12 protein-coding genes are annotated in these 13,624 nt (G+C 55.2%); 11 read left to right on the top strand and 1 reads right to left on the bottom strand.

Features of this window, described 5'->3' with window-relative positions:
- The first annotated feature begins 133 nt into the window (after positions 1–133).
- From spoIIID to L1F29_RS31940, 5 genes are all read left to right on the top strand, one after another.
- On the top strand, positions 134–421 hold the full coding sequence (gene spoIIID / locus L1F29_RS31960; RefSeq protein WP_125663688.1) for a sporulation transcriptional regulator SpoIIID: 288 nt from the start codon (positions 134–136) through the stop codon (positions 419–421).
- 103 nt (positions 422–524) lie between these two features.
- The gene (gene mreB / locus L1F29_RS31955) at positions 525–1,520 is read left to right on the top strand and encodes a rod shape-determining protein MreB (protein ID WP_258385999.1); all 996 of its coding nucleotides are present in this window, start codon (positions 525–527) and stop codon (positions 1,518–1,520) included.
- A gap of 212 nt (positions 1,521–1,732) precedes the next feature.
- Entirely contained in the window at positions 1,733–2,596 is an 864-nt protein-coding gene (locus tag L1F29_RS31950) for a flagellar hook-basal body protein (protein ID WP_258385998.1), read from the top strand.
- A gap of 17 nt (positions 2,597–2,613) precedes the next feature.
- Positions 2,614–3,432, top strand: a complete 819-nt coding sequence (locus tag L1F29_RS31945; protein ID WP_258385997.1) for a flagellar hook-basal body protein — start codon at positions 2,614–2,616, stop codon at positions 3,430–3,432.
- Between the two features lie 17 nt (positions 3,433–3,449).
- Positions 3,450–3,794, top strand: a complete 345-nt coding sequence (locus tag L1F29_RS31940) for a DNA-directed RNA polymerase subunit beta (RefSeq protein WP_258385996.1) — start codon at positions 3,450–3,452, stop codon at positions 3,792–3,794.
- A gap of 172 nt (positions 3,795–3,966) precedes the next feature.
- Here L1F29_RS31940 and L1F29_RS31935 read toward each other — a convergent pair whose 3' ends face one another.
- Positions 3,967–6,153 (bottom strand): Ig-like domain-containing protein, encoded by a 2,187-nt coding sequence (locus L1F29_RS31935; protein ID WP_258385995.1) that lies wholly within the window; start codon positions 6,151–6,153, stop codon positions 3,967–3,969.
- A 254-nt stretch (positions 6,154–6,407) separates the two neighbouring features.
- Here L1F29_RS31935 and L1F29_RS31930 point away from each other — a divergent pair, with 254 nt between their 5' ends.
- The 6 genes from L1F29_RS31930 to L1F29_RS31905 all read left to right on the top strand — a co-directional run bounded on the left by L1F29_RS31930 (position 6,408) and on the right by L1F29_RS31905 (position 13,517).
- Positions 6,408–6,983 carry a CDP-alcohol phosphatidyltransferase family protein gene (locus L1F29_RS31930; protein WP_258385994.1) on the top strand — a complete coding sequence of 192 codons (576 nt, stop codon included), beginning with the start codon at positions 6,408–6,410 and terminating at the stop codon, positions 6,981–6,983.
- A gap of 210 nt (positions 6,984–7,193) precedes the next feature.
- Entirely contained in the window at positions 7,194–7,631 is a 438-nt protein-coding gene (gene fabZ, locus L1F29_RS31925; RefSeq protein ID WP_258385993.1) for a 3-hydroxyacyl-ACP dehydratase FabZ, read from the top strand.
- Between the two features lie 73 nt (positions 7,632–7,704).
- Positions 7,705–9,402: a phospho-sugar mutase gene (locus L1F29_RS31920; RefSeq protein ID WP_258385992.1), complete on the top strand. Its 1,698-nt coding sequence runs from the start codon at positions 7,705–7,707 to the stop codon at positions 9,400–9,402.
- An 18-nt stretch (positions 9,403–9,420) separates the two neighbouring features.
- Positions 9,421–11,523: a DUF5693 family protein gene (locus tag L1F29_RS31915; RefSeq protein WP_258385991.1), complete on the top strand. Its 2,103-nt coding sequence runs from the start codon at positions 9,421–9,423 to the stop codon at positions 11,521–11,523.
- Positions 11,469–12,674, top strand: a complete 1,206-nt coding sequence (gene csaB / locus L1F29_RS31910; protein ID WP_258385990.1) for a polysaccharide pyruvyl transferase CsaB — start codon at positions 11,469–11,471, stop codon at positions 12,672–12,674. The genes L1F29_RS31915 and csaB overlap by 55 nt, the downstream gene beginning before the upstream one ends.
- 138 nt (positions 12,675–12,812) lie before the next feature.
- The gene (locus L1F29_RS31905; RefSeq protein WP_258389872.1) at positions 12,813–13,517 is read left to right on the top strand and encodes a WecB/TagA/CpsF family glycosyltransferase; all 705 of its coding nucleotides are present in this window, start codon (positions 12,813–12,815) and stop codon (positions 13,515–13,517) included.
- Positions 13,518–13,624: the final 107 nt, after the last annotated feature.

Below are 13,624 nucleotides of genomic sequence, written 5' to 3'. Positions count from 1 at the left end.
GCCTTTTTTTATTTTTCAGCGGTCTTTTTTGAAAATATTTGCACAACTGGGCTTGTCACGCTTGGACACAAAGAATATATACCCGTACCCCTCATATAATGTACCAAACTATCTCGAGTAGGGAGGCGGGAGCGTGCACGATTACATCAAAGAGCGGACCATAAAAATCGGCCGTTGTATCGTCGAGACAAAGCATACGGTTCGAACGATCGCCAAAGAATTTGGTGTATCCAAAAGCACGGTGCACAAGGATTTAACCGAGCGATTGCCGGAAATAAATCCCGATTTGGCAGACCAGGTTAAACATATACTGGAATACCACAAATCGATCCGGCACCTGAGGGGAGGAGAAGCGACGAAAATAAAATATAAGAAGAGCACGGGCCGCAAACGCGAAGTGCTGGCAGCCGCTAAATCGTAAGCGATTTTTTCAACAAAAATAGAGGATTTTCGTTCGAATTAGCGAATACTGTACGATATCAGTTTTGGATCGACTACTATTCGCTTTGGGGGACTTACGACTTATGTTTAGTAAGGATATCGGGATCGATTTAGGCACGGCTAATGTGTCCATTCATGTGAAAGGAAAGGGTATCGTTCTGGATGAGCCTTCGGTCGTCGCGATCGAAAGCGAAACCAAGCGCGTGCTGGCCGTAGGAGAAGAGGCCCACCGCATGGTAGGACGTACGCCAGGGAATATCATCGCAATCCGGCCGCTTCGCGACGGCGTTATCGCCGATTTCGAAATCACGGAAATTATGCTCAAAGCGTTCATCGATCGGGTAGGCGGACGCTCGTGGTATAGCCGTCCACGCATCCTGATCTGCGCGCCGACCAATATTACGTCGGTCGAGCAGAAGGCCATCCGTGAAGCGGCCGAGCGAAGCGGGGCAAAAGACGTCTTTCTGGAGGAAGAACCGAAAGCGGCTGCAATCGGCGCAGGAATGGACATTTATCAGCCAAGCGGAAATATGGTCGTCGATATCGGCGGGGGGACGACGGACGTAGCCGTGCTTTCCATGGGCGACGTCGTTACCGCCTCTTCTATTAAAGTAGCGGGCGATAAATTCGACTCCGCGATTATGAAGTACATCAAGAATAAGTATAAGCTGTTGATCGGGGAACGCACGAGCGAAGATATCAAAATCAAAATCGGTACCGTATACCAGAGCGGCCGCAGAGACGAAATGGACATCCGCGGCCGGGACATGGTATCCGGCTTGCCGCTGACCATGACGATCCATTCCGACGAAGTGCGAGAAGCGCTGTGGGAATCCGTGATCACGATTGTGTCGGCGGCTAAGTCGGTTCTGGAGCGTACGCCGCCGGAGCTGTCGGCGGATATTATCGACCGCGGCGTTATTCTGACAGGCGGCGGCGCACTGTTGGACGGGCTGGACGCGCTGCTTGCGGAAGAGCTGAAGGTCCCTGTGCTCATTGCGGAGAATCCGATGCATTGCGTCGTGAAGGGGACAGGCCTGCTGCTGGATCATCTGGACCGGTCTCCCCGCAAGCGTTAAGCCAAGGGAGCCGCAATAAGGGACAAGCTCAGCGAAGACGTCAAGAGCAATCGTCTCTTGTTATTTGTGCAGGTAGGACGCTTAATAGGGGGGCGTGCCGAAGCGCAAATGGGTCTAAAGACGCATGGCCAATCTATTCAGCTCTTCAATATGGATGCCGATATATACGATAGAACTATACCATAAGGGTTAATCCTCAGGAGGTCGGCTCCATGCTGAGAGGTCTTTATACGGCTGCCGCGGGCATGATTGCCCAGCAGCACCGTCATGATACCGTAACGAATAATATTGCGAACCTGAATACGCCCGGATTCAAGCAAGCCAATGCGGTGACGCGCTCCTTTCCGGAGATGCTGCTCTCGCTTACAGGTGTGGAAGAGGGACAGGGCGGAACAGTCGGGCATGTCAATACGGGCGTGTTCGCCGAAGAAAGTCTGTCGATCCAGCTTCAAGGGGATTTGACACAGACGAATCGCTCCTCCGATTTTGCCATTATTTCCGATATCGAAGTGCCGGGGATGGCGTTCGATTCATCCGGGAAGTACGTCGCGCCGGACGGACAGACGACCTTCCGGCCCCAGGCTTTCTTCACGGTTCGGGACGCTGCCGGAGAAACCCGCTATACGCGCGGGGGCAAGTTCTCTCTGGATACGCAGGGCTTCCTGATTACAGGCGACGGCTCGCAGGTGCTTGGTCAAGGCGGCACTCCGATTCAGCTTCCCGCGAATGTATCGCTGGATCAGGTGACAATCACGGCAAATCGCCAATTGGCAGACTCGCGGACAGGAGCGATAGTGGGCCAGCTCCTTATTACGCGAGTGGATAATCCCAACGACCTTGTTCGGGAGGGCGACGGCAAGTTCCGTTTGATGGGGGATCCCAATACGGCACGGGCCATCGCAGCGGGAGACCGCGTTGAAGTGCGCCAAGGGTATATTGAGCGCTCTAACGTCGATTCCGCCCAATCGATGATCGACCTGATGTCGGCATTGCGAGCTTATGAAGCGAATCAGAAAGTGGTTCAGTTCTATGACCGCAGCTTGGACAAAGCGGTCAATGAGATCGGACGCGTATAACTTAAGGAGGCCGCCGCATGAATGGCTCAATGATCAACGCGATGGTATCCATGAACAGCCTGCAGCAAAAATTGGACCTGCTGGCGGATAACATTGCGAACGCAAATACGGTAGGATATAAACGTAAGGAAGCCTCCTTCGAGGATCTGCTGTCCACGAAGACACAGCAGCCGAGCGGCTTCTCGCAGCCCGGCCGATTGACGCCGCTAGGGTTCAATCAGGGCTGGGGCGCAAGGCTTGGCATGATTCAGCCGGATCTTGCCCAGGGACCGCTGAAGCAGACGGATGAGCAGTACGACGTGGCGATTACCGGCGATGCGCTTCTCGAAGTCATAACGGATACTGCGGGCACGCGTGCTTACACGCGGAACGGGGCTCTTCAGTTAACGATGGACAATACGGGCTCCTCCTTCCTCACGACGAAGGATGGTTATGCGATTTCCGACGTAGACGGCAACCGGATTGAAATTCCGAGCGAGGTTCAATCGCTGCGAATCGATGCGGACGGAAGTCTAGTCGGCGAGACGGCGGCAGGGGCGGTTGCGCTTGGCCAGATCAAGCTGGTGCAAGCGTTGAAGCCTGCTCTTCTTTCGCAAGTGGCAGACAATTTATATACGGTGGCAGATGGCATGAATGTGGCGGACGTTCTTCGGACGGTAACAGCTGCCGCGGATAACGACATCTCGATCCGGCAAGGCTATTTAGAACAATCCAACGTCAACTTGGCCAATGAGATGACGGAATTGATTAACGTGCAGCGTGCCTATCAGTTGAGTTCAAGAGCGCTGTCCTCGAGCGATACGATGCTGGGACTGGCCAACAGCCTGCGCGGGTAAGAAATGAGTGGAGCATGATGGAAACGAAGAAAGAAACGGCCGCAGCGCTGGAAGGATTGACCGCTGCTGAACGTACCGGCTTGCAGGGAGCTTCATCTTCCTATAAGAGTACCGGCGCTCCGCAGCAGCGAAAGGCCGACAAGGAACAGCCCGGCAAGAGCGAAGTCCGGGTCAAGCGCAATCCGGCGCTGCGCGTCTTCCTTTGGCTGCTTCGCAAAAGCATCGTTCCGCTGCTCTGTCTACTTGCAGTTGTAGGCGGTCTTTATATCGGTTTCTCCGTTATAGGCAAGCAGCCTGGAAGCGAAGTGTTCGAATGGTCGACATGGAGACATATGTATGACCTCGTATTTGCGGATTCATAATTATTGCGGGAGAAGAGGGACAGCCCTTGACTCCTGCTTTTTTTTCTTAGGAAGAGGAGGTTGGCCATGCGGTCAGCCTCCTCATGCTTTGTATAGGGCTCCTGCTCGCAGGCCCAAAAAAAATCGGCCCACAGTAATATCTGTCGGCCGATTTACAACTATTCCGGAGGAGTTACTTTACCGTGACGCGCATCGTGATGCTCTTGCCTTCGAACACCGCTTTAATGGTCGCAGTGCCTTTGGCGACGGCCGTTACGACACCGCCTTCCACTTTAACGACAGAAGCCTTGGATGAGGTCCACACGGCGCTCTTCGTGGCGTCGATCAGGCGTCCGTTCTCGTATTCGCCGGTGATCTTGAATGTGCCGGTGCCGCCGATCGCGAGCTGGAGCGATTTATCCGAAGCGGTCAGCTTCTTCAGCTTCTGCTTCACGATGAGAGCAATTTGAACGACTTTGCCTTGATAGCTGCCGGTCAGCTTGCCGGTCCCTTCCTCTAACGCCTTGACAGTGGCTCCCTTGACGGTAGCGAGCGTATCCGGATCGATGGTCCAATTCATCTTGGATCCAAGGGAAACCGATTTGCCGCTTTTGTATACGCCCGTCACTTTAATGGACTTGGAACGTCCAGGGTTCAGCAGCAGTGAATTCGCCTCTACATAGATCTTCGTAATCTCTTCTTCCACGGTCACGCGGACGGTCGTGGACTTGCCCAGATAAGTGGCCGTCAACGTAGCGCTTGTTTTGACGAGGCCTCTAACGTTCGGCGCTTTAACAAGAATGTTGGTGGAGGTCGTCTTCCATGTAACCAGGCTGCTCACGTCTTCTTCGTTGCCGCTCTCATAGGTTACGGTAATCTTAGGAAGCTTCACTTCCTGGCCGATTACGATGGACATATCCGTTACTTCCGGAATTAGAATCAATGGCTTCTCATTGACAGCGACCTTGACGGTTACCGTCTCCCCGTCAATTTCGGCGGTCAGGACGGCGGTGCCGACCTTCTTGGCGACCCATTTGTCCTTCTCCAGACGGACAACCGAGTTGTCGTTGCTCGTCCAGGTGACGAGATCGGAGACATCCACAATCTCATCGGTAAGGGAAGTTGCATTTACTTTAGGCAGCGTAATATTATCGTCCACAAACACTTCGACTTTGTCTTTGGCCGCTTCAAGCTTCGAGACGGTCGGGTAGACGTTTACGACGACTTGACGGCTGAGTCCTTTGTATTCCGCTTTAATCGTTGTTTTGCCGACAGCCTTAGGCGTTACGAGGCCGGTATCGCTTACCGTAGCGGCGAATACGTTATCCGATGTCCAGGTAGCGGATGACGTTACATCCTCCGCTTCTGCCGGAGGGTCGAGCACTTCAACCTTGAACTGAATGCCAGTGCCCTTATCCTTCAGAAGGATATGCTGTGCTTGATCGGGACTAATGCGCATCGCTTCGAAAGGCGGGCGGACGACGACCGTGAATGAATCGCTTACGCCAAGATAATCCGCCGTGATGGTTGTCGTTCCGGCGCCCACCGGCGTGACGACGCCTTTCTCAACGGTTGCGACGGCGGAGTTCGCGCTTAGCCACGTTACCTTATCCGTCAGCGATTGGTCTGTGCCGCCGTCAATCAGCTCGGCCGATACCGTAACAGACTTGGCCGCGTTGCCGATTTCGAATTCCATCAAGCTGCGGGGCGAGATCGTCAGCTTCTTATAAGGTGAAGTTACTTTCAGCTTAACCGAATCGCTTCTTCCTCTATATTTGGCCGTAATCGTCGTTTCCCCCGCAGCCAGCAGCGTAATCTTGCCTTCTGAAACCGTCGCGACCGCTTCATTGGAGCTGGTCCATGAAGCAAGCTTCGTAATTTCGCTGTCGACGTCGTCCTTGGTGGCGGTCAAGGTGTAGCTCGGATCTTGGCCGAGTTTGACCTCCTCTTTGTCTTCCAAGGCCGCACCGTCCGACTTCATGGTAATCTTGTCGTATTTGTATTCGGATGTCATGATAACAGATACGGTGAAACCTTTATATTGGGCCCTGATTGTCGAGGTGCCTTTCGAGACGGCTGTGAGCACGCCTTTGTCAACTTTGATGGCAGAGGTATTGGAAGATGTCCAAACCGCATCGAGAGTCACGTCTTTAACGGATGTTGCGCCTGAGATCGCAGCATTGACGCGCAGTGCCATGGTCTCGTCATCGATATACAGCTTGGCGGGCGACGGCACAGTCTCGAAGGCTATGCCGGTTACGGTTTCTTCGGCAGCGATGGCTGCTCCGGACATGGCGGACAACATCAGAACAAGTGCAAGTCCTGCAGCAAGCGCGGCGCGCAGCGTCCGTGCCGGTGAAGACGTCGGTCTACTTATCATAGTTTTTAGGTTACCTCCAGCTTCTTGTGATTTCTTCTCCTTCTGTTATTAACGGTATCCATCCGCTAAAATTGAAGACATGTGGAAAAAGACGCCCATTTATTTTGCATAAACAGGACCCAGGTCGGGGGGGATACACGGGTTTATGAAGCTGCAAGTGGTTTTATTTTTGCATACGTAGAGGTATAATGATTGAGGAACTTTGCGGCGTCATCCTTAGAGAAACAATAGAAAAGGTTGGGGGGGCGTGACAGTTGAATCTGCCGAATTTGCTCACGATGCTGCGATTCGCGCTCATCCCCGTCTATATCTCTGTCTTTGCATCGGGACAATTGATCGGGGCCTTCGTCATCGTCGTTGTCGCCGGTCTGACAGATATATTGGACGGATACTTGGCACGCAAGCACGGTCAGGTGACAACCGTAGGTGCCATGCTGGATCCGCTCGCCGACAAAACGATGATGATCACGGTTATTTTGTCGCTGTTAATTACGGGACATATACCGTGGAGCGCAGGCGCGGCGATTTTCATACGGGATTTAGGCATGATTGCCGGATCGGCATTTTTCCATTTTCGGGGGAAGAAGACGGTGCCGGCGAATTGGATGGGCAAATTAACGACGGTGCTTTATTATTTTGCCATCATGTTCATTTTCTTCGAGCTTCCTTTTGCCCGTACCTATCTATGGGGGGTCATCATTTTTTCGTTTATTACCACGTTTATCTACATATTCCTGTTCGTTGCGCTTAACAGAGAAGAGTGGACCGATGAAGCCGCCGCGCAGCGGATGGAAGAGGAGCAAGCCCGGGACGATACGCATCAAGCTTAGGCTGCCTAGGGGGATAGCCGGAAGCGGGGGACGAGAGGCAGAGGATAAGGCGATAACAAAAAGAAGAAGCTTGGCCGTCGACGCTTTTCGTCTCTTTCGGCCAAGCTCCCTTATCTTAACCCCCATGACTGCAGTTTCACGAAGGATATGGTCTAGTGTGGCACAATTGAATGAAAATTAAACGTGAATCATGAAAGGAAGTATGCATCGATGCTCGATATTCAACAAATTCAAGAAATTATACCTCACCGTCCGCCATTTTTGCTCGTTGACCGAATTCTGGAGGTAGAAGAAGGGAAGCGCGCCGTAGGCCTTAAGAACGTTACGATGAATGAGCCCTTCTTCGCCGGTCACTTCCCGGAATATGCGGTCATGCCGGGCGTTCTTATTGTGGAAGCGCTGGCACAGGTCGGGACCGTCGCCATCTTAATGGTTGAAGCGAACCGGGGAAAAATCGGCTTCTTCGCCGGAATCGATAATTTCCGCTTCCGCGGGCAGGTAACGCCGGGCGACACCCTCATCCTTGAAGTGGAGATTACGCGCTTGAAGGGGCCGATTGGCAAAGGCCAGGCTACGGCGAAGGTTGGAGACAAAGTCGTGGCGGAAGGCGAAATCATGTTCGCCTTGTCTGACCCTAAGAAAGCATAAGGATACGTAAACATCTAACTTGATATATATTTATTAGGAAACAAGACAGAACTGGAGAGGACGGTAAGGAACTATGACTCTAACCGCACAAGAACGTTATGAAGCATGGCTGAACGATCCATCGATCGATAAAGCTACGAAGGACGAACTGTCCGCTCTGGCAGGCAACGCAAAAGAAATCGAGGACCGTTTCTATCGGGATTTGGAATTCGGGACGGGCGGATTGCGCGGCGTTATGGGCGCAGGCACGAATCGGATGAATCCCTATACGGTAGGGAAGGCGACGCAAGGCTTGGCGAACTGGCTAAACGGGAAGAGCGCAAGCCCATCGGTTGTCATCGCGCATGATTCGCGGAACAACTCGCCGGAATTTGCGCTTGATTCAGCGCTGGTGCTGGCGGCTAACGGCATCACGACTTATTTGTTCCCGTCGCTGCGGCCCACTCCGCAGCTGTCGTTCGCGGTACGCGCGCTGGGCGCCGCAGGGGGCATCGTCATCACGGCGAGCCACAACCCGCCGGAGTACAATGGTTACAAGGTATATGGCGCGGATGGCGGCCAGCTTGTTCCCGCCGATGCGGAGCAGGCAATTAGCGCAATACAGCAGGTATCGGGCTTCGATCAAGTGAAGCGGATCTGCCGTGAGGAAGCGGAAGGCAGAGGCCTGCTGCGCTGGCTGGATGATGAGGCGGATCAGCAGTATGTGGATACCGTTGTACAGCAAAGCTTGAACGGCGATCTGCTCAAGAGCGGCCTGGGCGAAAAATTCTCGGTCGTGTTCACACCACTGCACGGCGCGGGGAATATGCCGGTACGCCGCGTATTGAAGCAGGCTGGTTTCACGAACGTACATATTGTTGCGGAGCAAGAGCAGCCTGACGGCTATTTCAGCACTGTGAAATCGCCGAATCCCGAGGAGCGCGAAGCCTTCACGCTCGCGATGAAGCTTGGCGAAGAAATCGGTGCCGACATCATTATCGGTACGGATCCGGACTGCGACCGGATGGGCGCGGTCGTGCGCGACAACGAAGGCAGCTACTTCGTGCTCTCCGGCAACCAATCCGGCGCCATTATGGTCCACTACTTCCTGAGCACGCTGCAGGAACGCGGTCAGCTGCCCGGCAATGGGGTCGTCGTGAAGACGATCGTTACCAGCGAGATGGGGGCGGATATTGCCCGTCATTACGGAGTAGACGTGGTCAACACCTTGACGGGCTTCAAATACATCGGGGAAAAAATGACGGCGTACGCCCAAACGGGCGAGAAGAGCTTTCTATTCGGTTACGAAGAAAGCTACGGCTATCTGGCAGGGACTTACGCTCGCGACAAGGATGCGGTAATCGCTTCGATGCTCATTGCGGAAGCGGCTGCTTATTATAAGAGCCAAGGCAAGACGCTGTACGACATCCTTCAAGAATTGTATGCACAGTTCGGCACTTATATGGAACACTTGGAATCCAGAACGCTGAAAGGAATCGACGGCGTACAGCAAATTGCTTCTATTATGAACGATTGGCGGAGCAGCCCGCCGTCCGAGGTGGACGGCGTGAAGGTCGAGAAGGTTCTCGACTACGCACCCGGGTTGGATGGGCTGCCTCCGGAGAATGTGCTGAAGTTTATGCTGGCGGATGGATCGTGGTTCTGTTTGCGTCCGTCAGGGACGGAACCAAAGATCAAAGTATATTTTGCCGTTTGCGGCACATCGCAGAGCGAAGCGGCTGCGGCGATCAAACGCCTGACGCAGGCGGTTATGAAAAGGGTCGACAACTAGGCTTAAGGAGTGGAAGGCGTGCAACAATCTTGGCAGCAATGGAATCGTAAGGCGCGGGCATTGATGTGGGTGCTGACCCTCGTGGGCGTCCTGGCGGCTCTGCCGCTAGGCGCAACGCGCTGGCAAATGGAAGAAACGGCGAAGAAAGTGGAGTTCGTCTTCGATTATCGCGCGCTCGTCCAGGTGGCGTCCTATCAAGCGCATCCGAAGGCGTTCATCGACGAGCAGCTAACGAATATGAAGGAAGCTGGCGTTCACTCTATGGCTGTGTACGAGAGCACGCTGGAAGAGATGATATGGTCGGGCCGCCTCTCGGTCTACGATACCGAGAGCGCCAGCGAGCTTACCGGCGAGCCAATTCCTGGCGATGAAAATTTCACCTATATCTTGTTCGCGGGTAAAGAAGAAGAAACCGCACTGCGCCCGATGATCGAGGCAACGTTCGAGGGCTGGGACATTCCCGTTCGGCCTTGGAGCTTCGAAGGGCGTTCCGGGCTAGTGCTGGAAACACCAACGGCGAATGCGCTCCTCAAGCCGATGGATCCGGATCCGCTATCGGTCCAGAAGATTCGCGACAAAGGACTGTCTATCGTGCTCCGTCTGTCTGACCGGATGGCCTACGATCAGGAGGAAACGGAGAAGCTGCTTTCTGATTATAAGGAGATGGGTGTGCAGCGGATCCTGTTTGAAGGCAATGCCGTCAAGGGCTACCGCGATAACCCTGAGAAGAAGAGCATCGCCGGCTTTGCTTCGCTTCTGAAGGAATATGGTATTGGAATCGTAACAATCGAGAATTCTAAGCAGCAGAAGGGCATGAATTCACTTGCTTATCTGTCGGATTACAATGTCGTCCGGCTGTATTCGCTGCCTGACGGCGATGCGGCGACCATGAGTCCGGAGGCGATATCCGACCGGTTCCAGCTGGCTGCCAAGGACCGAAACATCCGGATGTTCTTCCTGAAGGCGGCACCGTCCCGCAACAGCGAGAAGGCGTCTGTGGTGCACCCGCTGAACAATATTTATGAAGCGTTGAAAGGGCCGGAAGGCGCGGTAGCGAAGCTTGAAGGGCTTGGGTTCACGATGGGCCAGGCGGAGCCGTTCGAACATACTTCGCCATCCTGGCATAAGCCGCTGAAGGCGATCATTTGTCTTGGGGCGGTTGCGCTCATTGCCCTGTTAATCAGTGCATTCTTGCCCGGCACCGCCATTCCGGTGTTCCTGCTGGGGCTTATCGGCAGTGCCGGACTGTATGTGGTCTCGAAGCCGATGCTGGAGCAAGGACTTGCGCTGGGCGCAGCCATCAGTGCGCCGACACTTGGGATTATATGGGCTGTTGGCCGCGTAAAAGCCCACACAACCGGACATTTGCGTCCGATAGGGGGAGCGGGCGAGACACCGGCGGGGGGGATGAGATGGTTCTTCCCAGGTCTATCGGCAGGACGCCGCTTGGCCATGGCGCTCTCGATCTTTGCCATGACCGCTGTCATCTCGATGCTAGGGACTCCATACGTATTCGGACTGTTGAACAATATTACGTATTCGCTTGTACTGGAGCAGTTCCGCGGAGTCAGTCTGCTTCATCTGGCGCCGATCGCTTTATCCGCGCTGTATGTATTCCTGTATACCGGCGATTCCGTGATCGGCAATCTTCGCAAGCTGCTCACGATGCAAATTACCGTGCTGTGGGTCGTCATAGCGGCCGTGCTCGGTGTCGTGGGCATGTACTATCTGTCCCGGACCGGCAATGAAGGACAAGCTTCTCAGCTGGAGCTGGTCTTCCGCAACATTCTCGAATCGACGTTCGGCGTGCGGCCGCGCTTCAAGGAATTTATGCTGTCGCATCCGTTATTCCTGTTCGGGCTGTTCCTGGCGCTTCGCTACCGCGCGGCGTGGGTATTCTTTATCGTAGGCTCAATCGGCCAGCTGTCGATGGTTGACACGCTTGCCCATATTCACACGCCGCTCTACATTTCACTCATTCGCGTGGCTCTCGGTCTCGGAATGGGCGCGATTATCGGACTGGTGTTCATTGCGGTATGGCAGGTACTGGAAGGGGTTTGGAATCGATGGCTATCGCGCATCGCGCTGAAGGTGCAGCACAGTTTCAAGTCCGGCGCGTAGTCGTCTCCGGTTATTATGGATTCCGCAACAGCGGCGATGAGGCGGTCTTGAAGTCTGTTCTTACCGCTCTTGCGGAAGAGGGCGCAAGTACAGGCATCCGGATCGAGCCGATCGTCTTGTCGATCGATCCGGCCTGGACGAGCGAGATGTACGGCGTCGAGTCCGCACACCGTATGCGTCTGCCGGATGTGATCAAGGCCATCCGCAGCAGCGACGGGCTCATCAGCGGCGGCGGCAGTCTGCTGCAGGATGCGACAGGTGCGCTGACGATCCCGTATTACACGGGCATCCTGCGGCTCGCGCAGCTGCTGCGCAAGCCGACGTTCGTGTACGCGCAAGGCATCGGGCCGGTGAACCGGCGGTGGATGGACCGGTTGATCCGCGGCGTTATGCGCCGCAGCGCGTACGTGTCCGTGCGAGACGCCGAATCCGCCGCCTTGTTGGGGCGGATGGGCGTGGAGCAAGGCCGGATCGAGGTTGTACCCGATCCGGTGATGGGGTTGCCGCTGCCGGCGCCGGGCGAAGCCGGCACGGCAGGGGGCGGCGGTGCCGCGGGCGCAGCCGCGGGGCCGGCCGCCGCAGGCGGCTTGGCGCCGGGCGAAGCGGCGCAGGCGCCGCTGGTCGGCGTGTCTTTGCGCCATTGGCGCAAAGATGGGGCCGACCTGGCGCGCGCAGCCGCCGCGCTTGGCGCGCTGGCCCGCAGCCGGGCGGTAAGGCTGCGGTTCTTGCCCTTTCACACCCCATCGGACGTGGAAGCGTCGAAATGGGTGATCGGGCAGCTCGGCGAGCTGGCCCCCGGCATTACGGCCGAGCTCGCCGAGTCAGGCGACAACCCCCAGCGAATGCTGCTGGAGGTGAGCCGGTGCGACTTGCTGTTCGGCATGAGGCTCCATGCGTTAATTTATGCCGCTAATCAATCGGTGCCGATGCTGGGGCTGTCTTACGATCCGAAGATCGACCAGTTCCTTAACCGGCTGGATCTGAAGCCCGTCGGTACGACGGAGTCGCTGGATCCCGAGGTATTCGCCTCCGAGGCATCCCGTCTCCTGGATCATCGCGGCGAGTGGCTGGAAACGCACCGGGCGGGGATCGAACAATTGAAGCAGGAAGCGCGCAGGCCTGCGCAACAAATCGTCCATCTGCTTCGTTAATACAAATTGAGGTGAAATACGTAAATGAGCCAGTCCACTTCCAAGCGTCAAACAAACGGCGAAGCGCCGGTAAGAGCGGCCGCTGACGCCGGAATTCCGACCGTATCGATCTATGGCATCCCTTTCTCGAAATTGAATATGGCCGATACGGTTCGCTTCTTGACGGAGCGCGTGGACAATCGCATTCTAACTCACGTCATTACAGGCAATCCCATCATGGTTATGGCCGCGATCGAGAATCCCGTCTATGACCAGGCGATGAGGGCGGCGGAGCTGGTCGTTCCGGATGGAACCGGCGTCGTATGGGCGGCCTCCCGCGTGGGGCAGCCGGTAGCGGAGCGGGTTGCGGGTTACGATCTCATGCATGAGCTGCTGCGTGCAGGCGAGACGCGGGGCTGGCGGGTGTTCCTGCTCGGATCCTCGCAGGAGGTTATCGAAGAAACCGCCAAGCGTCTGAAGCAGCAGTATCCGCGAATCACGATCGCAGGTTACCGGAACGGCTTCTTCGGACCGGAGCAGGACGAAGAGGTCATCGCTCAAGTGCGTGAGACCAAGCCGGATTTGCTCTTCGTCGCCCGGTCCGTCGAGACGCAGGAGCCTTGGTTGTCCCGTCATAAGTCAGCTTTGGACGTGCCTATCATGATGGGCGTCGGCGGAAGCTTTGACGTCATTGCCGGCGTCGTCAAGCGTGCTCCGGTCGTTTTTCAGCGGCTGCGGCTGGAATGGTTTTACCGGCTGATAAAGCAGCCGACGCGTTACAAGCGGATGCTTGCGCTGCCGAAATTCGCAGTGAAAGTGATGCGCGATAAAGAGAATGTCACGAAACATCGTCCTTCCACATGAAATTTTCGGGTATATCGCAAAAATTGCTTGAAAATGAGAGTGGAGTTTCGAATTAAATCGGAGTATAATTCATTCCGGTGATAGTTTGTTTTAGGCGGATGTTCCAT

Origin of the sequence: Paenibacillus spongiae (genome assembly GCF_024734895.1) — a bacterium.
In the GTDB taxonomy this organism is placed as follows: domain Bacteria; phylum Bacillota; class Bacilli; order Paenibacillales; family Paenibacillaceae; genus Paenibacillus_Z; species Paenibacillus_Z spongiae.
Note: the sequence above shows the minus strand (reverse complement) of the source record. Positions and strands in the feature narration are given on the sequence as shown.